Source organism: Streptomyces sp. Ru72 (genome assembly GCF_002920635.1).
GTDB lineage: Bacteria > Actinomycetota > Actinomycetes > Streptomycetales > Streptomycetaceae > Streptomyces.
Genome location: NZ_PQSR01000031.1, coordinates 48,853 through 72,566, shown reverse-complemented (window position 1 = coordinate 72,566; position 23,714 = coordinate 48,853). Strand labels below are relative to the sequence as shown.

Genomic DNA, 23,714 nt, shown 5'->3' with positions numbered 1-23,714 from the left:
CACTGGAGAGCAGGGCGTCGAGCTGCTCCCAGAGGTACTCCTGGACGTCCTCGCGGGCGAGGTTGAGCACGAGCTGGTTGCGGAACTCCGTCCGCTTGCGTCCCGGCTGGTACTGCACCCAGTCGGGGTGGGCGCGGTAGAGGTCGCTGTCCGGGTTGACCATCTCGGGCTCGACCCAGATGCCGAACTGCATCCCGAGGGCGTGCACGTAGTCGGCGAGCGGTTTGATGCCGGAGGGGAAGCGGTCGGGGTTGGGCTGCCAGTCGCCGAGCCCGGCGCGGTCGCTGGTACGGGTGCCGAACCAGCCGTCGTCGACCACGAACAGCTCCACCCCCATGGCCGCCGCCCGCCGCGCCAGCGCCCCCTGCTGCTCCTCGGAGATGTCGAACTCGGTGGCCTCCCAGGAGTTGTAGAGCACGGGGCGGTCCTGGTCGGCGTCCGGGATGATGTGCGCGCGCTGGTAGGCGTGCCAGGCGCGGCTCGCGCCGCCGTGGCCGCCGTCGCTCCACAGGCCCGCGAAGACGGGGGTGGTGTACGTCTCTCCCGGCGCGAGGAGCAGCAGACCCGAATCGTCGTACCCGGCACCGCCGGTGATCTGCACCCGGGCGTCCGGGAGCTGGGCCACGGCGATCCGCCAGCTGCCCGACCAGGCGAGCGCGCAGCCGTAGACCTCGCCGCTCTCCTCCGTCGCGTCCGTGTCGAGCGCCACCCACGGCAGGTGCTGGTGGCCGGTGTGGCCGCGGCGGCTGCCGATGACCTTCTCGCCGTAGGTGAGGTCGGACCGCACCAGCCGGGACTCGGCCGCCCAACGGCCGTGCAGGTGGGAGAGGTGCCAGCCCTCGCGCTCGGGCAGGGTCCAGGTGGCGGAGTCGGCGCGCAGGAGTTCGGCGGGGGCGGGGCCGTGGTTGGCGAGCGTCACCCAGCGCTCCACGACATCGCCGCGCATCCGGTAATGGAGGGTGATCCGGAGTCCGGCGTCGGTAAACCGCAGCAGCAGCTCGTCGCCGTCGGCCTCATAGGACTCGAACGTCCACTCGGTGCCGCGCCGCTCCTCGGTGCGCACGGACAGGGCGGGGCGTACGAAACGAGGGCCGCCCTCGACCGGGTACTCCTCGCGGCCGTCGAGCGGTGCCTCGAAGGGCCGGTACGGCGGTGCCGGGAGGGCCGCGAGCGCCTCGGCGTCGGCGAGAGCGATCCGCGGGCCCCAGTGCAGGTGCAGCAGCGTGTCGTCCTCGGCGAGCCGCAGAGCGTAGCTGCTTGTGGGCCCTGACAGCAGCCAGGTGCGGCCGTCCGCGGCGATCTCCAGCATCATCATGCTCCCACACATTCGAACAGGTGCGATCAGGTCCGGACATCATGGGGTCTGAGGTGCCGAACGGGCAACGCCTGTCCGTGATGCGTGCCGCTCTGCAGCGGACGATCGCCTGATCACACGGTGCCGTATCGTCGAGGCGCGGCCCGCCGGCGAGCAGCGCCGGTGGACGGATGGGAGGAGCCCTCGTGACGCAGCAGGTCCCGTCTACCGAGCCCGAGCTGACCGGCGTACGCAACTTCCGCGACGTGGGTGGCCTGCCGACCGTGGACGGACGGCGGGTGCGGAGCGGAGTGCTCTTCCGCAGCGGCCACCTCGCGCACGCGACGGAGCGGGACGCGGCCTTCCTCACCTCGCTGGGCCTGCATACGATCTTCGACTTCCGCAACGCGGCGGACAAGAAGCTGGAGGGCCCGGACGTCGACCTGCCCGGCGTCCGGAACGTCAACCTGCCGCTGACCGACCCGGCGCACGGCGCCGAGTTCTGGAAGATGGTCCGCGACGGCGACCTGGAGCAGCTGCGCGCGCTGCTCGCCGACGGCAAGGCGGAGAACAGGATGATCCTGTCGTACCGCACGATCATCAAGGAGCGCACGGCCGAGCACTCCCAGGTGCTGCACGCGCTGGCCGAGGACAGCGTGCCCGCGCTGATGCACTGCGCCGCGGGCAAGGACCGCGCGGGGCTGTCGATCGCGGTGACGCTCCTCGCCCTCGGGGTCGAGCGTGAGGCGATCGTCGCGGACTATCTGGAGTCGAACGCGAAGCACCGCCGCTACAAGGTGCGCCGCAACGGCTCGTCGCCCGACGCGTACTCCCCCGAGGTGATGGAGCTGCTCAGCCCCCTCTTCGACGCGCGCGCCGAGTATCTGGCGGCGGCGATGGAGACCGTCGAGGAGACCTGGGGCGGTGTCGAGACCTATCTGGAGAAGGGGCTGCAGATCACGCCCGCGGTGCGGGAGCGGCTGCGCGACCGGCTGCTGGACTGAGGTGCCCTCGGGCGCTCACTTCGCGCCCACCTGGAACAGCAGGTAGATGAAGGCGGCGAACAGGTGGCCGACCGCGATGTAGACGATCAGCCGCACCCACAGTCCGCGCGGGAACTTCTCCTCCATCACCCTGCGGGGGCGGGATTCCGTTTGCTCGGTCATGGCATCTCTCCAGGGGTGGGTCCGAGGCAGAGCGCGGCGGTCGGGCTCTGCAGCAGGGTGTGGACGAAGAGCAGCTCGGTGCCGTCGTGGTCGGCTGCGACGAGGCGGTGCGGGGTGAGCGAGTCGAAGTGCGCGCTGTCGCCCGGCGCGAGTACGTGGGTGGAGTCGCCGAGGCGCAGCCGCAGCCGCCCCTTGAGGACGTACAGCCACTCCTCGCCCGGGTGCACGCGCACGATGTCGCCCTGGGTGCCGTAAGGGATGCGCACCCGCAGGGCCTGCATGCCTCGTGCGGGGCCGCCCGCCTGCCAGTACACCCAGCCACCCGCCCGGGTCGGCTCCATGTCGGCGGCGCGCACGACGGCGTCCCGGTCGGCGAGGGTCTCGCCGAGCAGTTCGGAGACGGTCGTACCGTAGATACGGGCGAGCGCCAGCAGCATGGGCAGCGACGGCTGACGCCGGCCGGTCTCCAGCCGGGACAGGTGCGCGGGCGAGAGCCCGGCTGCACGGGCCGCGGCCTCCAGGGTCAGCCCGGCGCGGCGGCGCAGCGCACGCAGCTGTGGCGCCACGACGGGCAGGTCCTCGGACGGCCCGTCCTCGGTCCCGGGGTCGGGATCGATCTCAGGGGAGCTCATGCCTCCATTGAGCCGGAGCTTTGCCTGACCGGCAAATTTCTTGCCTGAGAGGCAAAAACTCCGGCTCCCGGCGGGTCAGCGGTTCGCCACCGCCTGCTTGATCAGCGTCTTGCCGAAGTCCCACATCAGCCCACCGCCGTGTGCGTCGTCCATCACCGCGGTGAAGGCGTCCACGAACCGGTCGACGTCCGCCTCACCGATGATCAACGGCGGGATCAGCTTGATCACCTCCAGGTGGTCGCCGGAGACCTGGGTGAGGATCCGGTGGCGCTGCAGCAGCGGCACGACGACCATCTGCGCGAACAGGCCCTTGCGGGCCGCCTGGAGCACGGTCCACCGGCTGCGCAGCTTGAGCGAGCCGGGCCGGCCGAACTCGATGCCGATCATCAGACCCCGACCGCGGATCTCGCTGAGCATCTCGTACTTGTCGACGAGCTCGGTGAGCCGGGACTTCAGCTGCTCCCCGACGGCCCGGGCGTTCGCGACGACCTGCTCGTTCTCCATCACGGACAGGACGGCGAGCCCGGCCGCCATCGCCTGCGCGTTGGACCCGAAGCTGGCGGAGTGCACGAGGACCCGGTCCATGGACGAGTAGACCTTCTTGAAGATCCAGTCCTTGCCGAGCGTGGCGCCGACCGGGACGTAGCCGCCCGAAAGCGCCTTCGCCACGCACACGAGGTCGGGCTCGACGCCGTCCTCGTGCTGGTAGGCGTAGAAGTCGCCGGTGCGGCCGAGGCCGGTCTGCACCTCGTCCGCGATGAGCAGCGCCTTGTGCTTGTGCAGCAGCTCCTGCGCGGCGCGCAGATAGCCGGGCGGGGCCTCATGGACGCCCTTGCCCTGGATCGGCTCGACGATGAGGGCGGCAACGTCCCCCTTCCTCAGCTCCCTGGCGAGGGCGTCCAGGTCGCCGAGCGGGACGGCGGTGTCGGGCAGCAGCGGCGCGAATCCGTCGCGGAAGCCGTCCTCGCCGTTGACGGAGAGCGACCCGGTGGTCAGCCCGTGGAAGGCGTGGGTGCAGTACAGGATCCTGGGCCTGCCGGTGGCGTACCGGGCGAACTTCAGCGCGGTCTCGACCGCCTCCGTGCCGCTGTTGCCGAAGAACACCCGGTCCAGGTGCGGGCTGTGGGCGAGCAGCTTCTCCGCCAGCAGTCCGGGCAGGGGCTGGCAGTCGAAGCGGGTGAGGTCGGCGAGCCGGGCGTCCAGTACGTCGTGCAGCGCCTTGCGGACCACGGGGTGGTGGCGGCCGAGGCCCATCACCCCGAACCCGGCCAGCATGTCGAGGTAGTCGTTGCCCTCGGCGTCCCAGAAGTGGGCGCCCTCGGCCCGCTCGTAGACCTTGTCGAATCCGATGGTGTGGAGCATGCGCGGAAGCTGGTGGTTGAGGTACTTCGCGTGCAGCTCGTACCGCTCGGCCCCGCGCTCGGCCAGGAGCGCGCCGAGGTCGAACTCCCGTTGCCCGGTGGGGATGGTCATTCCGCGTTCACTTTCTCCTGGGACTGCGCATCCTGGGACAGCACATCCTTGGGCAGCTCTTCCATGGGCAGCTCTTCCATGGGCAGCTCTTCCATGGGCAGCTCTTCCTTGGACAGCTCCTCCCTGGCGGCCAGGCAGGCACTGATCCGCCCGGCGATCTCCACGGGCGTGAGGCCGATGTCGGCGAGCACCTCGCTGCGCTTGGCGTGCGCGAGGAACTGCTCGGGGACCCCGAACCGCCGCACCGGTACGTCGACGTCGGCGTCGCCGAGCGCGAGGGCGACGGCGGAGCCCACGCCGGCGGAGCGGCTGTTGTCCTCGACGACCGCGACGAGTCGGTGCTCGGCGGCCAGGCCCGGCAGTGCGGGGTCGACGGGCTTGACCCAGCGCGGGTCGACGACCGTGCAGCCGATGCCGCGGGCCTGGAGCAGGTCGGCGGCCTGGAGGCAGACGGGCGCCATGACGCCGACCGCGACGAGCAGCACCTGGGGAGCCTCGTCACGGTGCAGCACGTCCAGGCCGCCCACCCGGTCCACGGCCGGGATCGCCGGGCCCACCGACTCCTTCGGGAACCGGATCAGGGTCGGCGCGTCGTCGACCGCGACCGCCTCCCGCAGCTGGGCCCTCAGCTGGTCGGCGTCGCGTGGCGCGGCGATTCTCAGGCCCGGCACGACCTGCAGGACGGACATGTCCCACATGCCGTTGTGAGAGGGTCCGTCGACGCCCGTGACCCCGGCCCGGTCCAGCACGAAGGTGACGCCGCAGCGGTGCAGGGCGACGTCCATCAGGAGCTGGTCGAAGGCGCGGTTGAGGAAGGTGGCGTAGACGGCGACGACGGGGTGCAGCCCGCCGGTGGCGAGACCGGCCGCGGAGACCGCCGCGTGCTGCTCGGCTATCCCCACGTCCCACACCCGGTCGGGGAACCGCTCGGCGAACCTGCCGAGGCCCACCGGGTGCAGCATGGCCGCCGTGATGGCGACGACGTCCTCGCGCTCCTCTCCGATCCGGGCGATCTCGTCGCCGAACACCGAGGTCCACGACGGGGCCTTGGGCGGCGCGAGGGGCTCGCAGGTGCGCGGGTCCATCACGCCGACGGTGTGGAAGTGGTCCTCCTCGTGGGCCAGGGCCGGCTCGTAGCCGCGGCCCTTCTCGGTGAGGCAGTGGATGAGGACGGGACCGTGGAAGCGCTTGGCGCGGCGCAGCGCCGACTCGACGGCCCGTATGTCGTGTCCGTCGATGGGGCCGACGTACTTCAGGCCCAGGTCCTCGAAGAGGCCCTGGGGGGCGAACGCGTCCTTGAAGCCCTTCTTCGCGCCGTGCAGGGCCTCGTAGAGGGTGGGGCCGATGACGGGCGTGCGCTGAAGCACATCCTTGCCCCAGGCCAGGACCTTCTCGTAGCCGTCGGTGGTGCGCAGGGTGGCGAGGTGGTTGGCGAGGCCGCCGATCGTAGGGGAGTAGGAGCGTTCGTTGTCGTTGACCACGATGATCAGCGGGCGGTCCTTGGCGGCGGCGATGTTGTTGAGCGCCTCCCACGCCATGCCGCCGGTGAGCGCGCCGTCGCCGATGACGGCGACGACGTGGCCCTTCTCCCCCTGTACCTGGCGGGCTTTGGCGAGCCCGTCGGCCCAGCCGAGCGCGGTGGACGCGTGGCTGTTCTCGATGACGTCGTGCTCGGACTCCTCACGCGACGGATAGCCTGACAGACCGCCCTTGCCGCGCAACTTCGAGAAATCCTGACGCCCGGTCAAGATCTTGTGGACGTAACTCTGATGACCGGTGTCCCACAGGATGCGGTCGACCGGTGACTCGAAGGCCCGGTGGAGCGCGATGGAGAGTTCCACCACCCCCAGATTGGGCCCCAGGTGACCGCCGGTCCTGGCGACCGCGTGGATCAGGAACTCCCTGATCTCCCCGGCCAGTTGATTCAGCTGTACCTCGGACAGCGCCTTCAGGTCGCGTGGTCCCCGGATGTCGTCCAGAATGGTCACGCCGGGCCCCCTCTCGGTCCGTGCTGTTCAACTCACGGTGACGGCCGGCGATCCCGGCCCGACGCCGTCCTTCTCCATCCGCTCGGCGATCCTCATCGCCTCCTCGATGAGGGTCTCCACGATCTTCGACTCGGGCACGGTCTTGACGACTTCGCCCTTGACGAAGATCTGGCCCTTGCCGTTGCCGGAGGCGACCCCCAGGTCCGCCTCCCGTGCCTCCCCGGGGCCGTTGACCACACAGCCCATGACCGCGACCCGCAGCGGCACCTCCATGCCCTCGAGGCCGGCGGTGACCTCGTCCGCCAGCTTGTAGACGTCGACCTGGGCGCGCCCGCACGACGGGCAGGAGACGATCTCCAGGCGCCGCTGCCTGAGACCCAGCGACTGAAGGATCTGGATGCCGACCTTGACCTCCTCGGCGGGAGGCGCCGACAGCGAAACCCTGATCGTGTCGCCGATGCCCTGCGACAGCAACGCGCCGAACGCCACCGCCGACTTGATCGTGCCCTGGAAGGCGGGACCGGCCTCCGTCACACCGAGGTGCAGCGGGTAGTCGCACCGGGCGGCCAGCTGCCGGTAGGCCTCGATCATCACGACCGGGTCGTTGTGCTTGACGGAGATCTTGATGTCCCGGAAGTCGTGCTCCTCGAAGAGGGACGCCTCCCACAGGGCGGACTCCACGAGCGCCTCCGGGGTCGCCCTGCCGTACTTCTTCAGCAGCCGCTTGTCCAGAGAACCCGCGTTCACCCCGATCCGGATCGGGGTGCCGTGGTCCTTGGCGGCCTTCGCGATCTCCTTGACCTTGTCGTCGAACTGCTTGATGTTGCCGGGGTTCACCCGAACGGCCGCGCAGCCCGCCTCGATCGCCGCGAACACGTACTTCGGCTGGAAGTGGATGTCCGCGATCACCGGGATCTGCGACTTGCGCGCGATCGTGGCGAGGGCGTCCGCGTCGTCCTGCGTGGGGCAGGCGACGCGGACGATCTGGCAGCCCGAGGCGGTGAGTTCCGCGATCTGCTGCAAAGTAGCGCCGATGTCCGACGTGCGGGTCGTCGTCATCGACTGCACCGACACCGGGGCCCCGCCCCCGACCGCCACCGGCCCGACATGGATCTGCCGCGACACGCGCCGCTCGGCGATCGGCCGGACCGGTACCTCGGGGACGCCCAGAGGAACGGCGGTCATCGGCTCACCCGTTCTTCTGCTGGACGGTCTCGCGCATGGCCCGCAGGGACTCCTTCAGCGAGCCCATGGTGGCGAGGACGGCGGTGGGCTCATAGCCGCAGTGCGCCATGCAGTTGGCGCAGCGCGGGTCCTTGCCACGGCCGTACTTGTCCCAGTCGGTCTTCTCGATCAGCTCCCGGTAGGTCGGCACATACCCGTCGCTCATCAGGTAGCAGGGCCGCTGCCAGCCGAAGAGCGAGTAGTTCGGGATCGCCCACGCCGTGCACGGGAAGTCGATCTTGCCCTCGAGGAAGTCGAGGAACAGCGGCGAGTGGTTGAGCCGCCAGCGGCCTCGGTTGCCGCCCGCGAACGCCTTCTTGAACAGCTCACGGGTCTGCTCGACGCCGAGGAAGTGCTCCTGGTCGGGTGCCTTCTCGTAGGCGTAGGCGGGCGAGATCATCATCTCGTCCACCTTCAGGTCGTCATTGAGGTAGTTGAGCACCTCGATGACGGTCTGCGGGGTGTCCGTGTTGAAGAAGGTCGAGTTGGTGGTGACCCGGAAGCCACGCCGCTTGGCCTCCTTGATGGCCTCCACCGCCTCGTCGAACACACCCTCCTTCGCCACGGACTCGTCGTGCCGCTCACGCAGGCCGTCGATGTGCACGGCGAACGCGAAGTACGGGGACGGCGTGAACTTGTCCATCTTCTTGCGCAGCAGCATGGCGTTGGTGCACAGGAAGACGTACTTCTTGCGCGCCACCAACTGCCGTACGATCTCGTCGATCTGCGGGTGCATCAGCGGCTCGCCGCCCGCGATCGACACCATCGGCGCACCGGACTCCAGAACCGCACCCACGGCCTGTGCCACCGGCATGCGCTGCTTGAGCACTCCCGCCGGATGCTGGATCTTGCCGCAGCCCTCACACTTCAGGTTGCAGGCGAAGAGCGGTTCCAGCTCCACGATGAGCGGAAACTTGTCCCGCCTGCGCAGCTTCTGTTCGAAGAGATAGGTCGCCACCTTGATGGACTGGCGCAGCGGCATGGCCATCTGGCTCACCTCCTGGGGAGCAGCAAAGAACGGTGCCATTCAAAGAAAACAGGCAGCACGGCACGAAGAACACGGAAAGCTGATATTCCACCGCGAACAGTGCCGATACGGACGAGTTCATGTTCTGGAGCGTCCACGACCACCCGGACGGCCGCAACCGGGCGGGCGCCCGTCCGAACGGCGCTCAGGAGCGTGGCCGCGGACTCCATGTCGACCGCGATCGCGCCGGTCGCGAGCAGTTCGGAGCGCTCCTGACCACGGACGACGTGGTCCGAGCCGGTGAGCGGTCCGGTGTGGACGGTGCGCCCCGGGACGGCGCGCACGAGCTCCTTGACGAGCAGGTCGGTGCCCTCGCACGGGGTGGTGCCGCGCGGGTCCCGCGTCTCCTCGGCTACGACCAGGTCACCGGGGTGCATCCCGGGTGCGAGTCCCGCGCAGAAGCCCGTGGCGAGGACGGCCGCATGAGCGAAGCCCGGCTCGCCGAGCGACCGGGTGACCGAGCGTTCGGCCGCCCGGGGTCCCATACCCGTACGGAGTATGGTCACGGGCCCGTCGGCGCCGCTGTGACCGCCGCTGCGCAGGGCGAGGTGCTCGATGCCGAGCGCGCAGGCGATCAGCAGCGGGGCCGGCTCGGGCTTGACGCTCATCAGCTCCCCTTGGCCTTGGCGAACGACTCGCCGTGCACATAGCGGCCCAGTGCGGTGAGCGGGAAGACCTGACGGTAGAGGTGGTAGTTGATGGAGAAGTCCCAGGGGAAGCCGGTGCCGGTGAAGTACGGCTCGTCCCAGGAGCCGTCCTCGTTCTGGGTCTGGGCGAGGAACTCGATGCCGCGCTCGACGGCCTTGGACTCGCTCTCCCCCGCGGCCAGCAGCGCGAGCAGGGCCCACGCCGTCTGCGAGGCGGTGGAGGCACCCTTTCCGCTCCACTTCCCGGCGTCCTTGTAGGAGCGCAGGTCCTCACCCCAGCCGCCGTCGTCGTTCTGCACGCTCTCCAGCCAGGCGACGGCACGGCGGATCGCCGGGTGCGCGGCCGGAATGCCTGCCGCCACCAGGGCGGGCACCACGGACCCGGTGCCGTAGACGTAGTTGACGCCCCAGCGTCCGAACCACGAGCCGTCCGGCTCCTGTTCGGCCAGCAGCCACTCGATGCCGCGGCGGGTGCGCGGGTCGTGGGCGAGGCCCTCGACCGCGAGCATCTCCACGACGTGCGCGGTGACGTCGGCTGAAGGAGGGTCGATGACCTCGCCGAAGTCACAGAACGGCAGCCGGTTGGGGAACGGGCTCGTGTTGTCCACGTCGAAGGCGCCCCACGCGCCGTTCTTCGACTGCATGCCGAGGTTCCAGCGCACCCCGCGCCCGATGGCCTTCTCCAGCCGGTCCGGGTCGTGGTGCCTGACCCGGCGCAGCGCGAGGACGACCTCGGCGGTGTCGTCGATGTCGGGGTAGTTGTCGTTGTGGAACTCGAACGCCCAGCCGCCCGGCGGCAGCTGAGGACGGCGCACCGACCAGTCGCCGGGCCGGACGATCTGCTCGCCCAGCATCCAGTCGGCCGCCTTGACGAGCTGGGGGTGGTCGGCGGGCACACCCGCGTCGGCGAGCGCGATGGTCGCGAGACAGGTGTCCCACACCGGGGACTGGCACGCCTCGATCATGCGGGAGCCGTCCTCGCGCCATACGGCGAAACGGTCCAGCGAGGCGATTCCCTCGCGCATCACCGGGTGCTGGAGGTCGTAACCGAGCAGGTGAAGGGCGATGACCGAGTACACCGCGGGCGGCTGGATCCCGCCCCAGCAGCCGTCGTTCTCCTGCCGCTCGATGATCCAGCGGGCGGCGGTGTTCATGGCGGCCCTGCGCAGCCGGCGCGGGGCGACCTTGCGGAACTGGTGCAGCGCCTTGTCGAGCCGCTGGAAGACCCCGTCCCAGCTCGCCACCGGGGCGAGGTCTCTCTCGGGGTTCGGGTCGTCCGGGTCGATGTGCAGCTCGTCCAGCGGGAACGGTGCGGGCCGTACCGGGCGCTTGGCGGAGACGATGGTGAGCGGCACGATGGTCTGCCGTGCCCAGCAGCCGAAGTCGTAGATGTTCAGCGGCATCCACTTCGGGAACCAGATCAGCTCCGGCGGGAGTTCGGGCAGGTCCTCCCACTTCCACCAGCCGAACAGGGCCAGCCAGATCCGGGTGAAGACGCGGGCGGCGGCGATGCCGCCCTGCTCGCGGATCCAGGCGGACGCCTTCGCCATGTGGGGTGCGTCCGGGGCGTCACCTGCCAGGCGCAGGGCGACGTACGCCTCGATGGTGGTGGACAGCTCGCCGGGCCCGCCGTAGAAGGTGGCCCAGGTGCCGTCGTCGCGCTGCTCGCCACGGATGAACAGCGCGGCGGCGCGGGTGGTCCTCTCGTCACGGATGCCCAGGAACTGACGCAGCAGCAGGTCCTCGGCGTCCATTGTGACGTTGGTCTCGAGGTCGCCCTTCCACCAGCCCTGGGCGTCCTGCCGCGCGAGCAGGAAGTCTGTGGCGCGTCGCATGGCGCGCTCGGCGGCGTCTCGAGTGCCCCCGGCCCCGGCCGCCCCCGGGATCGGTTCGCTGGTGTCGCTGGCCGAGGCAGCGCGGGGCGGCAGGGCCCCGGGGCTTCCGTCGGTCGTCGCTGTCATGGCTTCCCCTTCGTGCAGTCGTGCGAAATCGTGCTGCTGTGGGTCCGCCGTCGGCCGGTGCGCGTGCGCTCGGGGCACCGGCCGGCGACTACGCGAGGTGTATTCGACCGATAGTGATCATCTCTTTCGTACGACGACGAAGTCGGCGAGCGCCGTGAACCGGTCGCGCACCTCCTGGGGCATCCGGACGGCGCCCAGGGCTTCGATGGCGATCGTGTGCTGGCGACGCGCCTCCTGAGCGGTCCACTCGCGGCCGCCGGCCTCCTCGATGAGCGCGGCGCGCGCGGCGAACTCCTCCTCCGAGAAGTTCTCGAAGTCGCTGCTCTTGGCGTCCTCTGCGAGCAGTTCGCCGAGCCGCTCGGAGGCTTCTCCGCCCGCCGCCAGCGCGGCCACGACCGGCAGGGACTTCTTGCGCTGGCGCAGATCGCTCCAGGTCTGCTTTCCGGTGGCCTCCGGGTCGCCCCAGATGCCGAGGAGGTCGTCGACGGCCTGGAAGGCGAGACCGAGGTGGTAGCCGTACTTCTCCAGCGCGTCGGCCGTCGCGTCGTCCGCGCCGCCGAGGACCGCACCGATGGAGGACGCGCAGGCGAGCAGGGCGCCGGTCTTGTTGCCCTCCATCTCCAGGCACTCGGCGACGGTGACCCGCTCGCGGTGCTCGTAGGAGATGTCCTGCGCCTGACCGTCGATCAGGGCGCGCGTGGCGGTGGTCAGCCGGCGGGCGGCGCGGCCGGCCTCGACGGTGCCGAGCTCCAGCAGCACCTCGTTGGCCAACGCGAACAGCGCGTCGCCGACCAGGATGGCCTGCGCGGGGCCGTGCACCTTCCACACGGTGTCGCGGTGGCGGCGCTGCTCGTCACCGTCCATCAGGTCGTCGTGCAGCAGGGAGAAGTTGTGCACCAGCTCGACCGCGACCGCGCCGGGCACGCCCACCTCTGGCGCACGGCCGGCGGCCTCGGCGGACAGCAGGGCCAGCGCGGGGCGCACGGCCTTGCCGCCGTCGCCGTCCGCGGGCTTGCCCTGGGCGTCGATCCAGCCGAAGTGGTAGGCGGCGACGGTGTCCATCGGCGGCGCCAGGCGGTCGACGGCCGACCGCAGCACCGGGGTGGCCAGGGTCCGGCCGCGCTCCAGCAGCGCGGACACGTCCACCGCGGTCCTCGGGGCGGCCGTCTCGGCCGGGGGCACAGTGGGCACGGTCTCTCCTCTTGTTGCGATACCAGGGGTGCGGGGGCCTGTTGCCGGCGAATCGACGCTCATGCCGCCTCCTCGAAGAGATCGGGGAGGTGGGCGCCGGACCAGCCCAGCGCGCCGAGTGCGGCGCCCGCCGCACCGATGCCACTGCGGACCGCACTCTCCATGGTCGCGGGCCACCCGGTGGCGGTCCACGCTCCGGCCAGGCAGAGGCCGGGGGCCTTGGTGCGGGCGCCGGGCCGCAGGCGCCCGACGCCGGGGCTGGGGGCGAACGTCGCCGTGCGCTCCCGCGTCACGAAGAAGTCCTTCACCTGGGCGCCGCGGGTGGCGGGCAACAGCCGCTGGAGCTCGGGCAGATAGCGCTCGCGGAGTACCGCGACCGGATCGTCGATCTCGCCCTGCGCCGCCGACTGCGACAGCGCCAGGTACTGGCCCTCACGCAGCCCGGAGGCCTCGGTGCGGTCGAAGACCCACTGGACCGGGGAGCCGAGGGCCGCGAAGAACGGGCGGTTGAGCACCTTGCGGTCGTAGACGACATGGACGTTGAGGATCGGCGCGGTGCCGATGTCCAGCAGCCGCTCGGGGGCCTCGAGGGCGCCTGCGGGCAGCAGATCGTGGGCCTCGCGCTGCGGTACGGCGAGGACGACGGCATCCGTTTCGATGCGCTCGCCGGGAACCTGAACGCTCCAGAGCCCGTTCTCGTCAGTGGAGATGGAGGTGACGCGTGTTCGGAGCTCGGTACGGACGCCCGCGGAGTCGAGCGCCTTGCGGGCCAGCCGGTCGTGCAGTTCGCCCAGCGGGACGCGTGCCCAGCCGATGTCTGCCGCGCCCGGGTCGGACAGCAGGCCCGTCTTGAACACCATCGCGGCGAGCCCGAGCGAGGCGTCGCCGGCCACCGCGTTGAGGGTGGCGACCCCGACCAGGTCCCACAGTGCCTCCACGGCACGCGCCGACTGACCGTGCGCGGCCAGCCAGCTGCCGAAGTCCTGCGCGTCGAGCGCGGGGTCCGCGAGGTCCAGTGCTCGCAGCGCCAGTGCGGCACGTCCCACCTTGGCGCGCTCGGCGAGCGAGAGATGCGGATAGGTGGCCAGGCTGCGCCCGAGATGCAGGGGTACGGGCAGCGCGTCACGCCGTAGTCTGCCGAGCCGCCGTCCCGGTGCGGCGTTCGCATCGAGGACGGGCACGTCGAGACGATCCTGCAGGGGCGCGAGGGTGGAGGCGTCGATGCGGTCGAGGAACCAGCGGTACGCGGTGCAGCAGCGCAAGTAGACGTGCTGGCCGTTGTCGACGGTCAGGTCGCCGCGGTGGAAGGAGAACGCGAGTCCGCCGAGCCGCGGCCGTCCCTCCAGGAGCGTGACCCGCACCCCGGCGTCGGCGAGCGCCAGGGCGGCCGTGATCCCCGCGAGTCCGCCGCCGACCACCACTGCGGACGTCCCGGGCGAGGACGGCATGCCGCGGTGACCCGGGGTGTCCGCGACCGGGTCCTCCGCCTGGGTGCCGTCGCTCATCGTGCTTCCTCCCGTGCCGGTCCACCGTGGTGCTTGAACGATGCACGGCAGGCCGTCGCAGTCAGGGACGCCGCGCCGCACTGGAGGGTTGCCTGCCGCTTTTCGGAGGTGGCGGACGGAACCGGGGTGTCGATCACGCACGCCTCCTGACGGTCCGTCGGGACACGTTCCGCGCGTCGAGCCCCGACAGGCCGCGTACGGCGACGTACGCCTTCTCACGCCCGGGCAGCGAGACCCGGCCGCGCAGCACGGCCTCCGGCTCGCGCTCGATACGGTCCAGGAGCCGGCGGTAGATGCCGGCCATGGCGGCGACGCAGGCACCGCTGCGCCGGTCGAGCATGGGCAGCAGCCGGTAGCCCTCGGCGAAAAGGGCGCGGGCCCGACGCACTTCGAAGTGCACGAGGCCCGCGAAGTCGGAGCCCTCGGGTGGTGTCGGTCCGTGGAACCCGGCCGAACAGCCGAACTTGGCGAGATCGTCTGTGGGGAGGTAGACGCGCCCTCCCTCGGCGTCCTCGCGGACGTCTCTGAGGATGTTGGTGAGTTGCAGCGCGAGCCCGAGCGTGTCGGCATACTCCGGCGCACGCTCGGCGCCGCGCGCCCCCGGTTCCGTGCCGAACACGCCGAGCGAGAGCCGACCGATGGCCCCGGCGACACAGCGGCAGTAGACCTTCAGGTCGTCCCAGGTCTCATAGGTCTCGCCGCGTACGTCCATCAAAACGCCGTCGATGAGTTCGTCGAGGCCGCCGAGGGGGATCGGGAAGTGCCGGGCGGCATGGGTGAGGGCTACCGCGACCGGGTCGGTGTCGTCCTCGGGCACCTCCTCGTCGCGGATACGGGCCAGCAGCGCGCGGGTCTCCTCCAGCCGTGCCGTCTTGACGTCGGCCGCGAGCTCGCCGTCACCGATGTCGTCGACACGCCGGGAGAACGCGTAGAGCGCCGACATCGCGCGGCGCTTCGGCGTCGGCAGGAGCCTGATCCCGTAGGCGAAGTTACGGGCCTGCTGCCCGGTCACGGCCTCGCAGTAGCGGTACGCGGCGAGTACCGGTGGGGACACGTGTTCTTCCGACTCCACGGTCCGGATCACCCCTCTCCTCGCAGAGTCACGCCCACCTCGCGCAGCAACCGGAGCTTGCCGGGCTTGGGCGGGCCGGGAAGTACGTCGTAATGGGCTGCGGCGATCGCGTGGATGGCCGCCCTTCCTCCCGCCACGAAGCCCGCGAGCAGCAGCTTCAGCCTGCCGTGGACGCTACCCACCAGGGGGGCGCCTTCATTCAGGAGATCGCGGGCGCGTTCTGCTTCGTACGCCACCAGTGCGCGCACCGATGCGCCCGCTGTGGGCGTGGCGAGGTCCGCCTCCTGGACGTGGAAGCGCTTCATGTCCGCGGCGGGCAGATAGACGCGGTCGCGACCGAGGTCCTCGGCGACGTCCTGCAGGTGCTCGACGATCTGCAGCGCCGTGCAGATCGCGTCCGAGCGGCGGACTCGCTCGGGGGTGGAGGTACCGGTCACGGCGAGGACGAGGCGGCCGACCGGGTTGGCGGAGAGTTCGCAGTAGGCGAGGAGGTCGTCGTACGTCTCGTACCGCTTGACGAGCTGGTCCTGGCGGTTGGCGGCGATCAGGCCGAGGAACGGCTCGGGGGTGAGGCCGGCGCGCCGGACCGTCGGCCGCAGCCGGCGCAGGAGTGGGTGACGGGGTGTCGCGTCGAAGACCCGGCGCAGGTCCGCCTCGAAGGCGTCCAGGAGGATCAGGCGGTCCTCGGCCTCCTCGGGCGACACGCCGAGCAGGCGGGCGTCGGCCCCACCGGGGGCGAGGTCGCCGTCACCGATGTCGTCGACCAGCCGGGCGAAGCCGTAGACGGCCATGAGGTCTTCCCGCCACGCCTTCGGCAGGAAGAACGGCGCCACGGGGAAGTTCTCGTCCGCGGCCTTGTCGAGGGTGCCGCGCCCCGGGTCGCCGGTGCGCGCCGTCCCTGCTTGCGTCACCGCTCGCCACCCGGCGCGGAGACGGCACATGCCCCGCGGAGCTGGAGACCTTCCGTAGCCATTGCCGTCACATCTCCCGTTCTACACCGCCGACCCAATACATCCTCTTTCGGACACGCCGCCCGGCTGTCCGCGCAGCACGACAGGTGTGGGGGTGTATGGCATTATCGCCCCACTTGCCGCGAATCAGCACCGTTACAGCTTACGTTGTACAACGCAGCGAGCTTCGGCGGGGTGTCCTGCACATCACAACAACACACCGATTGGCGTCAAGATTCCTGCGCCGAAACCGAGTTGACGTTTCCTTTGCAGACGCGGGGCCCCGCCGAACCGTTGCGACGGGGCCCTGGACGGCGTGCATCACTTGCCCGTGAACTTCTCGTACTCCTTGAGGACCTCTTCTGTGGGGCCGTCCATCCGGAGTTCACCGCGTTCCAGCCACAGGACGCGGTTGCAGGTGTCGCGGATGGATTTGTTGTTGTGACTGACCAGAAACACCGTGCCCGCCTCCTTGCGCAGTTCCCGGATGCGGTCCTCGGACCGCTTCTGGAAGGCGCGGTCGCCGGTGGCCAGGGCCTCGTCGATCATGAGGACGTCGTGGTCCTTGGCGGCGGCGATGGAGAAGCGCAGCCGGGCGGCCATGCCGGAGGAGTAGGTGCGCATCGGCAGGGTGATGAAGTCGCCCTTGTCGTTGATGCCGGAGAAGTCGACGATCTGCTGGTAGCGGTCCTTGATCTCCTCCCGGGACATGCCCATCGCGAGACCGCCCAGGATGACGTTGCGCTCGCCCGTCAGGTCGTTCATCAGGGCCGCGTTGACGCCGAGCAGCGAGGGCTGGCCGTCGGTGTAGACCTTGCCCTTCTCCGGGGGCAGCAGTCCGGCGATGGCGCGCAGCAGGGTGGACTTGCCGGATCCGTTGGAGCCGATCAGGCCGATGGCCTCACCGCGGTAGGCGACGAACGACACTCCCCTGACCGCGTGCACCCTGCGGACACCGCGCGCCGCGTCGTCGGAGCCCCGCTTGAGGATGCGGCTCAGAGCGGCGGTCGCGCTGCCCTTGCCGGTCCTGGCACCGTTGACGCGGTAGACGATGTGCAGCTCGTCGGCGATGACGGTGGGCACCCTGGCCCCGGTGTTCTGCTCAGCCACGGCCGTACCGCTCCTCCGCCTTCCAGAAGTACACGAACCCGCCGGCGAAGACGACGACGGCCCAGAACAGCGCGATGGCCCACACGTGCGGCGGGAGGTTGGCGGCGCCGTAGTTCTTGATGAGCGCGAAGCGCATCAGGTCCATGTAGACGGCGGCCGGATTCGCCTGCAGCGCGCGCACGACCCAATCCGGGCGGCCGGCGAGCATGGTGTGGATGGAGAACATGACACCGGAGGCGTACATCCAGGTGCGAAGGATGAAGGGCATCAGCTGGGCGAGGTCCGGGGTCTTGGCACCCATCCGCGCCACAATCAGGGACAGGCCGGTGTTGAAGAGGAACTGCAGCACCAGGACCGGGACGATCAGCAGCCAGGACAGCCGCGGGTAGCTGCCGAACCCGATGGCGACGGCGAACAGCACGATCATCGAGAAGAGCAGCTGCTGGAGCTGCTGCAGCGCGAAGGAGATGGGCAGCGACGCGCGCGGGAAGTGCAGGGCCCGTACCAGGCCCAGGTTGCCGGAGATCGCCCGGACGCCCGCCATGATCGAGCTCTGGGTGAAGGTGAACACGAACACGCCGGTCACGAGGAACGGGATGTACGTCCCGTGCGACATGCCCCGGCTGGCCTTCAGGATCAGCCCGAAGATGAAGTAGTACACGAGCGCGTTCAGCAGCGGGGTGGCGACCTGCCACAGCTGGCCGAGCTTGGCCTGGCTGTACTGGGCGGTGAGCTTCGCCTGCGAGAAGGCGAGGATGAAGTGACGCCGTCCCCACAGCTGGCCGACGTAGCGGACGAGTCCGGGCCGGGCACCGCTCACCGAGAGGCCGTACTTGGCGGCCAGCTCGGCCGGGCTCAGCCCGCCATCGGCGGACGGGCCGGCGGTCACCGCGACGCGCCCGTCATGCGTTGTCTCACTCACAGGTTGGCAAACTCTCCGTTTTCGGGATGCGCGGTGGGCCCGCGCTCGGGTGGGAGCCGCGATGTGGGCCCTCGTCCGCTGGCTTCCGAGTACCGAGCTTGTCAGATCACCGGGGGCCGGCCCAGTCGGGTAAGCCGCCAGACCGTACGCCACCGCATGGGCCGGCGGGGCCCGCACGGGGTCGTCCAGCCCTCCCGGAAGCCGCCGAACCAGGCCCTCAGGGCGGCCCTCGAGGGGCGGCGCAGCAGCGTCAGGAGCATCCAGACGCCCAGATACACCGGGACGAGGACGGCGGGCAGGTTGCGGCGGGCGAGCCACACCCGGTTGCGGGCGACCATCCGGTGGTAGACCGCGTGCCGGGAGGGCGCGGTCGCGGGGTGGTACAGCACCATGTCCGACCGGTAGTCGATCATCCAGCCCGCGTCCAGGGCCCGCCAGGCCAGGTCGGTCTCCTCGTGGGCGTAGAAGAACTCGTCCGGCAGGCCGCCGACCTCGGCGAACACCTTCGTGCGGACGGCGTTGGCGCCGCCCAGGAAGGTGGTCACCCGCGAGGAGCGCATCGGGTCGGAGGCGCGCAGCCGGGGCACGTGGCGGCGCTGGGTCTCGCCTGTGTCGGGGTCGGCGATGCGGAAGCTGATGATGCCGAGGCGGGGGTCGGCGGCGAAGGCCTCGCGGCACAGCTCGGCGGTGTCGGTGCGGGCGAGCAGGCCGTCGTCGTCGAGGAAGAGCAGCACGTCGACGTCGGTGCCGCCGGGGCCGAAGGCCTCGATGCCGACGTTGCGACCGCCGGGGATGCCGAGGTTCTCGGGCAGCTCGATGGTGCGGACGCCCTCGGGGACGTCCGGGACCGGGGAGCCGTTGCCGACCACGACCACCTCCACGGGGTCGCCGTCCTGCTTGGCCACCGAGTCGAGGAGGGCGCGGAGCTCGGCCGGGCGGTTGCCCATCGTGATGACGACGGCGCCGACCTTCATGGCGCCCCCCTGTGCGAGGCCGGCCTGTGCGGGGCCGCTCATTTCAGCCTGCTGGAGGCGAGGACGGACACGAGGTGGAGCACCGTCTGCAGGAGCGCGATGCCCGCCAGCACGGCGACGCCGAGCCGCTCGAAGAACAGGTCGCCCCGCACCGTGTCCACGATCGCCAGCACCAGGATCAGCAGGGACGCCTCGATGCCCAGGATCAGCCGGTGGAACTTGAGCGCGGCGGCGGCCTTGCGGGCCAGGGCCATGCCGGAGGAGCGCATCTCGGAGGCGGCCTCCTTCACCGGCGGCAGCCCGGCCTGGTGCCGGGCCACGCCGACCAGATCGGTCTCGGCCTTGATCAGGACGGCACCCAGCGCGGCCAGCGTCCCGAGGAAGGCCCACAGCCAGTCGATACGGCCGCTCCCCCACAGGTCGGCGGCGCGCAGACCAAAGCCGACGAGCACGGCGGCATCGGTGAGGTAGGCGCCGACGCGGTCCAGGTACACCCCGCCCAGCGAGTACTGCTTCTTCCAGCGCGCGACCTCGCCGTCGACGCAGTCCAGCAGCAGGTACAGCTGGACGCACACGACGCCGAGCACCGCGCCCGGGATCCCCGGCACGAGCAGTGCCGGGGCCGCGAGCACGCCGAAGACGGTCATCAGGTACGTGAGCTGGTTGGGCGTGACCCTGGTGCCCACCAGGTAGCGGTCGACCCGCAGGGACACCTCTCGCATGTAGAGGCGTCCCATCCAGTGCTCACCGCTGCGCCGGTCCTTCACCCCTGCGGGGTGCACGACGGGCCGGAGTTCAGCTACCGATGGCCTTGACATAGTCGGCGTAGGTGTCCTTGATCTGTTCGGGCTTCAGGTCGAGGTGTTCGAGGATCGTGTAGCGGCCGGGCCGGGTCTGCGGGGCGTACTCCACGACCCGGACGAACTCGTCCACCGTGAAGCCGATCTCCTGCGGCAGCACGGGCAGCCCGTGGCGGCGCAGCACCTGGGCCATGAACGCCGACTCCTCGTGCGCCCCGCGCAGGTACATCGCGAAGGCGGCACCCAGGCCGCACTGCTCGCCGTGGGCGGCCGCGCGCTTGGGGAACAGCAGGTCGAAGCCGTGGTTGATCTCGTGGCAGGCGCCGGAGGAGGGGCGGGAGTCGCCCGACACGGACATGGCGATGCCGCTGAGGACCAGCGCCTCGGCGAGGACCTGGAGGAAGTCGTTGTCGCCGATGCCTCCGGGGTGGCGCAGCACGGCCTCGCCGGCCTGCCGGGCCATGGCCGCGGCGAGGCCGTCGATCTTCTCGCCGTTGACGCGGTTGGCCAGCTCCCAGTCCGCGACCGCGGAGATGTTGGAGATGGCGTCACCGATACCGGAGCGCACGAATCGGACGGGTGCCTCTCGGATCACGTTGAGGTCGATGACGACCGCGATCGGGTTCGGCACTCCGTACGAGCCGCGGCCCGCGTCGTTGTCGAGGGTCGCGACCGGCGAGCACAGGCCGTCGTGCGCGAGGTTCGTGGGCACGGCGACCAGGGGCAGGCCGACGCGCGCCGCGGCGAACTTGGCGCAGTCGATGATCTTGCCGCCGCCCAGCCCCACGAGCGCGTCGTAGTGGCCGGACTTCATCTCACCGGCCAGCCGGACCGCGTCGTCGAGGGTCCCGCCCCCGACCTCGTACCAGGTGGCACCGGGCAGGCTCGGGGAGAGCCGCTCCCGCAGCCGGGCGCCCGAGCCGTCGCTGACCGCGACGGCGAGCTTGCCCGAGTGGGAGATGCGCTCGTCCGCGAGCACGCCCGCCAGGTCGTCGAGGGCACCCGCACGGATGTCGACGACGACCGGCGAGGGGATGAGCCTCGTCAGTACCGGCACGCGATCTCCCGCCCCCGGGCCAGGTCGTCGTGGTTGTCGATCTCGACCCACGGGACGTCGCCGATCGGCGCCACGTCGATCTTGAAGCCGCGGTTCACGAGCTCCTGGTAGCCGTCCTCGTAGTACAGCTGCGGGTCGCGCTCGAAGGTGGTCCTGAGCGCGTCGGCCAGCTCCTCGGCGGCCTCTCCCTCGATGAGGGTGACGCCGATGTACTCGCCGGTCGCCTCGGCGGGGTCCATCAGCTTGGTGATCTTCTGGACACCCTTGTCGGGGTCCACGACGACCTTCATCTCCTCGTCGGCGAGGTTCTTCACCGTGTCGAGGGCGAGGATGATCTTCTTGCCGTCGCCGCGGGCGGCGAGCAGGGTCCTCTCGACCGAGACCGGGTGGACGGTGTCGCCGTTGGCGAGGATCACGCCGTCCTTGAGGGCGTCACGGCCGCACCACAGGGAGTAGGCGTTGTTCCACTCCTCGGCCTTGTCGTTGTCGATCAGGGTGAGCTTCAGGCCGTACTTCTGCTCCAGGGCCGCCTTGCGCTCGTACACGGCCTCCTTGCGGTAGCCGACGATGACACCGACCTCCGTCAGGCCCACCTCGGCGAAGTTGCCGAGCGTGAGGTCCAGGACCGTGAGGCTGTCCTCCGCGCCCTCGGGCCCCACCGGCACCAGAGCCTTGGGCAGGGTGTCGGTGTAGGGGCGCAGGCGCCGTCCGGCGCCGGCCGCCAGCACGAGGCCGATCATGCGGGTTCTCCTTCATCGTGTACGGCGGGTGCGCCGCCCTTGTGTGCGGCCACCCAGAAGCGGATGCTCTCGACGAGCACCACGAGGGCCACGTACCCGGCGAGGGCCGTGAGCGCGACCTTGAACTGTGCCGCGGTGAGAGTCGCGGCCAGGACCGTGACGAGCAGCGTCCGGCCCTCGTGCCCCCCGATCGCGCGCACCAGCCAGGGCGGCGGCGCGCCGGCGTCGCCGCGGATGCGGTACACCGTGTCGTAGTGATGGTAGGCGACGGCCGCCACCAGTCCGAAAGCCGCCGGCAGCACTCCGTTCACCCCGGACTTCGCGGCGAGCACGAGGACCGTGCCGTATTCGGCGGCCCGGAAGAACGGGGGGACGAGCCAGTCGAGGGGGCCCTTGAGGGGGTGGGTGACGGCTTCGGCCGACAGCAGGGCGTAGAGGCCGGCGAGCAGGACGAGCTGCCAGGAGGGGCCGAAGAGCCAGGCAGCGAGCACCAATAGAAGGGCGCCGGCAGCGGCGCTGAGGACGGCGGTCTTGCGGGGTGCGCCCGGGACGGCACGGGCCGCCAGCTCGGCGAGCGGCCCGCTGTCCGCGAGGTCCGCCAGCGCCCGAGCGGCCCGGTCGGTCCGGTGCGCCTTGCGCGTCACCGACCGGAGCACCCGGCCCGCAGTGGTGTACGTCGCCGCGAAGGCGCAGCCGACGAGCAGCACGACGAAGGTGATACGGGGGGTCGTGGCGGCCGTCAGGACGGCTATGAGGGCCCAGCGCTCCCCGATCGGCAGAACGATCATCCGGCGCACCCACACCGTCCAGCCGACGCTGTCCAGGCGGTCGGAGAGGGCCGCGGTGGGGCTGGTGTTGGCGGTCGCGTCGTGGTTGGCCTCGTTGAACGCGAAGTCGACCACGTGCCGGCAGGTCTGCAGGATCATCGCGCCGAGCGCGAGCGCCCACACGTCGTCGCCGCCGCGGGCGGCGCCGAGGGCGAGGCCCGCGTAGTAGGCGTATTCCTTGACCCGGTCGAAGGTGGCGTCCAGCCAGGCGCCGAGCGTCGAGTACTGCAGGGAGTAGCGGGCGAGCTGGCCGTCGGTGCAGTCCAGGACGAAGGACAGGATCAGAAGGACGCCGGCCGCGACGAAACCGCCGCGGGTGCCGGTGGCCGCAGCGGCCGCCGCGATCAGGGCGGTGATCAGCGAGGCGGTGGTGACCTGGTTGGGGGTCAGACCGCGGCGGGCGCACCAGCGCGCGATGTAGCGCGAGTACGGGCTGATGAAGTGGGTGGTGAAGAAGCCGTCGCGGGCCTTGACGGCGCTGCGCAGCCGGACGGCCTCGTCGTCGACGGCGGCGACGGCCTGCCGGGCCTCGTTGCGGGACTGCGGGTCGGTGGGTACGGCGGCGACCAGCGTGCCGAGATCCGGGCGGTGGACCGGGATGCCGTCGGCGTCCAGGGCCACGGCGATGCGCTCGGCGAGGTTGTCGGTGACCACGGCCGCCCCGCCGGCGGCCGCGGAGTTCTCGCGGGCGAGAGCGCGGGTCAGGGCCTGTCGTGCGGCGGGCTGGGCGGTGACGGCACCGGGCACGGCGGCGGCCGGGAAGCGGGGGTCGGTCAGACCGAGGCGCAGCGCGTGCAGATGCCCCACGAAGCGGGCGTCGACGATCGCGACCCGCTGGCCCGCCGGCACGGCGGCGAGGAGGGTCTCGGCGTCACCGGTGCCGGTGGCGACCCGCACGTCGAAGCCGAGGGACCGCAGATCGCCCTCGAGCGACGATCCGGGGACCGGCTGTCCGGTGAGGATGGCGGTCGACAGACGAACTCACTCCCTGAAGGCCCGACGCACGTACGGGCGCCGGTCATGTGTGCGATGCGGTACGCCCGGGCAGGGGCCGGGCGGCGTGTCGGCAGAGGCTATCGGATGCCTGGAATCCCGTGTTCACCGGGCGTTCATGGGCTGATCGACCCGGTTCGCGCGGCCACCGCCGCGATCAT

Annotated in this window: 22 protein-coding genes; 1 reads left to right on the top strand and 21 read right to left on the bottom strand. The window is 70.8% G+C overall.

Translation table 11 applies throughout. The features are described 5' to 3' along the window. Nucleotides 1-1,309: alpha-galactosidase (locus C3488_RS17205; protein ID WP_181139058.1), on the bottom strand; the 1,309-nt coding region annotated here is incomplete at its 3' end. A 191-nt stretch (nucleotides 1,310-1,500) separates the two neighbouring features. On the opposite strand from C3488_RS17205, the gene C3488_RS17200 reads away from it, so the two are divergent. Beyond that, nucleotides 1,501-2,298, top strand: coding sequence for a tyrosine-protein phosphatase (locus tag C3488_RS17200; protein ID WP_103840319.1), 798 nt, complete (start codon nucleotides 1,501-1,503; stop codon nucleotides 2,296-2,298). A 15-nt stretch (nucleotides 2,299-2,313) separates the two neighbouring features. Here the strand turns inward: C3488_RS17200 and C3488_RS17195 are convergent, their stop codons facing one another. The 20 genes from C3488_RS17195 to C3488_RS17105 form a co-directional block, all read right to left on the bottom strand. Further along, nucleotides 2,314-2,460 (bottom strand): DUF6126 family protein, encoded by a 147-nt coding sequence (locus C3488_RS17195; RefSeq protein ID WP_181139057.1) that lies wholly within the window; start codon nucleotides 2,458-2,460, stop codon nucleotides 2,314-2,316. Continuing rightward, on the bottom strand, nucleotides 2,457-3,092 hold the full coding sequence (locus C3488_RS17190; protein WP_103840317.1) for a helix-turn-helix domain-containing protein: 636 nt from the start codon (nucleotides 3,090-3,092) through the stop codon (nucleotides 2,457-2,459). Before C3488_RS17190 ends, C3488_RS17195 begins: the two co-directional genes overlap by 4 nt. A gap of 75 nt (nucleotides 3,093-3,167) precedes the next feature. Next, nucleotides 3,168-4,565 carry an aspartate aminotransferase family protein gene (locus tag C3488_RS17185; RefSeq protein WP_103840316.1) on the bottom strand — a complete coding sequence of 466 codons (1,398 nt, stop codon included), beginning with the start codon at nucleotides 4,563-4,565 and terminating at the stop codon, nucleotides 3,168-3,170. Further along, nucleotides 4,562-6,553 carry a 1-deoxy-D-xylulose-5-phosphate synthase gene (dxs, locus tag C3488_RS17180; RefSeq protein ID WP_258053468.1) on the bottom strand — a complete coding sequence of 664 codons (1,992 nt, stop codon included), beginning with the start codon at nucleotides 6,551-6,553 and terminating at the stop codon, nucleotides 4,562-4,564. Before dxs ends, C3488_RS17185 begins: the two co-directional genes overlap by 4 nt. Nucleotides 6,554-6,580: 27 nt before the next feature. Then, nucleotides 6,581-7,738, bottom strand: coding sequence for a flavodoxin-dependent (E)-4-hydroxy-3-methylbut-2-enyl-diphosphate synthase (ispG, locus tag C3488_RS17175; RefSeq protein ID WP_103840315.1), 1,158 nt, complete (start codon nucleotides 7,736-7,738; stop codon nucleotides 6,581-6,583). Between the two features lie 4 nt (nucleotides 7,739-7,742). Next, entirely contained in the window at nucleotides 7,743-8,765 is a 1,023-nt protein-coding gene (hpnH, locus tag C3488_RS17170; RefSeq protein ID WP_103840314.1) for an adenosyl-hopene transferase HpnH, read from the bottom strand. A 5-nt stretch (nucleotides 8,766-8,770) separates the two neighbouring features. Next, nucleotides 8,771-9,412 carry a 1-hydroxy-2-methyl-2-butenyl 4-diphosphate reductase gene (locus C3488_RS17165; RefSeq protein WP_103840313.1) on the bottom strand — a complete coding sequence of 214 codons (642 nt, stop codon included), beginning with the start codon at nucleotides 9,410-9,412 and terminating at the stop codon, nucleotides 8,771-8,773. After that, nucleotides 9,412-11,412 (bottom strand): squalene--hopene cyclase, encoded by a 2,001-nt coding sequence (gene shc, locus C3488_RS17160; RefSeq protein WP_103840312.1) that lies wholly within the window; start codon nucleotides 11,410-11,412, stop codon nucleotides 9,412-9,414. Before shc ends, C3488_RS17165 begins: the two co-directional genes overlap by 1 nt. A 117-nt stretch (nucleotides 11,413-11,529) precedes the next feature. Next, the gene (locus C3488_RS17155; RefSeq protein WP_103840311.1) at nucleotides 11,530-12,666 is read right to left on the bottom strand and encodes a polyprenyl synthetase family protein; all 1,137 of its coding nucleotides are present in this window, start codon (nucleotides 12,664-12,666) and stop codon (nucleotides 11,530-11,532) included. Then, nucleotides 12,663-14,108 carry a hydroxysqualene dehydroxylase HpnE gene (hpnE, locus tag C3488_RS17150; protein ID WP_103840310.1) on the bottom strand — a complete coding sequence of 482 codons (1,446 nt, stop codon included), beginning with the start codon at nucleotides 14,106-14,108 and terminating at the stop codon, nucleotides 12,663-12,665. The genes C3488_RS17155 and hpnE overlap by 4 nt, the downstream gene beginning before the upstream one ends. Then, entirely contained in the window at nucleotides 14,105-14,245 is a 141-nt protein-coding gene (locus tag C3488_RS42585) for a DUF6380 family protein (RefSeq protein ID WP_219822318.1), read from the bottom strand. The genes hpnE and C3488_RS42585 overlap by 4 nt, the downstream gene beginning before the upstream one ends. Next, nucleotides 14,242-15,192 (bottom strand): presqualene diphosphate synthase HpnD, encoded by a 951-nt coding sequence (gene hpnD / locus C3488_RS17145; RefSeq protein WP_103840309.1) that lies wholly within the window; start codon nucleotides 15,190-15,192, stop codon nucleotides 14,242-14,244. The genes C3488_RS42585 and hpnD overlap by 4 nt, the downstream gene beginning before the upstream one ends. Further along, nucleotides 15,189-16,091: a squalene synthase HpnC gene (hpnC, locus tag C3488_RS17140; RefSeq protein WP_103840327.1), complete on the bottom strand. Its 903-nt coding sequence runs from the start codon at nucleotides 16,089-16,091 to the stop codon at nucleotides 15,189-15,191. Before hpnC ends, hpnD begins: the two co-directional genes overlap by 4 nt. A 360-nt stretch (nucleotides 16,092-16,451) precedes the next feature. Continuing rightward, nucleotides 16,452-17,240 carry an ABC transporter ATP-binding protein gene (locus C3488_RS17135; RefSeq protein WP_181139056.1) on the bottom strand — a complete coding sequence of 263 codons (789 nt, stop codon included), beginning with the start codon at nucleotides 17,238-17,240 and terminating at the stop codon, nucleotides 16,452-16,454. Beyond that, nucleotides 17,233-18,162 (bottom strand): ABC transporter permease, encoded by a 930-nt coding sequence (locus C3488_RS17130; protein ID WP_103840308.1) that lies wholly within the window; start codon nucleotides 18,160-18,162, stop codon nucleotides 17,233-17,235. The genes C3488_RS17135 and C3488_RS17130 overlap by 8 nt, the downstream gene beginning before the upstream one ends. Before the next feature lie 101 nt (nucleotides 18,163-18,263). After that, nucleotides 18,264-19,136 carry a glycosyltransferase family 2 protein gene (locus tag C3488_RS17125; RefSeq protein ID WP_103840325.1) on the bottom strand — a complete coding sequence of 291 codons (873 nt, stop codon included), beginning with the start codon at nucleotides 19,134-19,136 and terminating at the stop codon, nucleotides 18,264-18,266. Between the two features lie 38 nt (nucleotides 19,137-19,174). Then, entirely contained in the window at nucleotides 19,175-19,954 is a 780-nt protein-coding gene (locus C3488_RS17120) for a CDP-alcohol phosphatidyltransferase family protein (RefSeq protein WP_103840324.1), read from the bottom strand. Next, on the bottom strand, nucleotides 19,932-20,993 hold the full coding sequence (locus tag C3488_RS17115) for an iron-containing alcohol dehydrogenase family protein (protein WP_103840307.1): 1,062 nt from the start codon (nucleotides 20,991-20,993) through the stop codon (nucleotides 19,932-19,934). The genes C3488_RS17120 and C3488_RS17115 overlap by 23 nt, the downstream gene beginning before the upstream one ends. After that, nucleotides 20,981-21,733: a sugar phosphate nucleotidyltransferase gene (locus tag C3488_RS17110; protein ID WP_103840306.1), complete on the bottom strand. Its 753-nt coding sequence runs from the start codon at nucleotides 21,731-21,733 to the stop codon at nucleotides 20,981-20,983. Before C3488_RS17110 ends, C3488_RS17115 begins: the two co-directional genes overlap by 13 nt. Beyond that, nucleotides 21,730-23,535, bottom strand: coding sequence for a DUF5941 domain-containing protein (locus C3488_RS17105; protein WP_103840305.1), 1,806 nt, complete (start codon nucleotides 23,533-23,535; stop codon nucleotides 21,730-21,732). Before C3488_RS17105 ends, C3488_RS17110 begins: the two co-directional genes overlap by 4 nt. Nucleotides 23,536-23,714 lie beyond the last annotated feature (179 nt).

What these genes read in the sequence shown, in the direction of transcription:
- C3488_RS17185 (WP_103840316.1), bottom strand. Translation starts at nt 4,565, where the DNA reads ATGACCATCCCCACCGGGCAACGGGAGTTCGACCTCGGCGCGCTCCTG.
- C3488_RS17195 (WP_181139057.1), bottom strand. Translation starts at nt 2,460, where the DNA reads ATGACCGAGCAAACGGAATCCCGCCCCCGCAGGGTGATGGAGGAGAAG.
- C3488_RS17190 (WP_103840317.1), bottom strand. Translation starts at nt 3,092, where the DNA reads ATGAGCTCCCCTGAGATCGATCCCGACCCCGGGACCGAGGACGGGCCG.
- C3488_RS17125 (WP_103840325.1), bottom strand. Translation starts at nt 19,136, where the DNA reads ATGAAGGTCGGCGCCGTCGTCATCACGATGGGCAACCGCCCGGCCGAG.
- shc (WP_103840312.1), bottom strand. Translation starts at nt 11,412, where the DNA reads ATGACAGCGACGACCGACGGAAGCCCCGGGGCCCTGCCGCCCCGCGCT.
- hpnH (WP_103840314.1), bottom strand. Translation starts at nt 8,765, where the DNA reads ATGGCCATGCCGCTGCGCCAGTCCATCAAGGTGGCGACCTATCTCTTC.
- C3488_RS17155 (WP_103840311.1), bottom strand. Translation starts at nt 12,666, where the DNA reads ATGAGCGTCGATTCGCCGGCAACAGGCCCCCGCACCCCTGGTATCGCA.
- C3488_RS17110 (WP_103840306.1), bottom strand. Translation starts at nt 21,733, where the DNA reads ATGATCGGCCTCGTGCTGGCGGCCGGCGCCGGACGGCGCCTGCGCCCC.
- hpnE (WP_103840310.1), bottom strand. Translation starts at nt 14,108, where the DNA reads ATGAGCGACGGCACCCAGGCGGAGGACCCGGTCGCGGACACCCCGGGT.
- C3488_RS17120 (WP_103840324.1), bottom strand. Translation starts at nt 19,954, where the DNA reads ATGTCAAGGCCATCGGTAGCTGAACTCCGGCCCGTCGTGCACCCCGCA.
- ispG (WP_103840315.1), bottom strand. Translation starts at nt 7,738, where the DNA reads ATGACCGCCGTTCCTCTGGGCGTCCCCGAGGTACCGGTCCGGCCGATC.
- C3488_RS17165 (WP_103840313.1), bottom strand. Translation starts at nt 9,412, where the DNA reads ATGAGCGTCAAGCCCGAGCCGGCCCCGCTGCTGATCGCCTGCGCGCTC.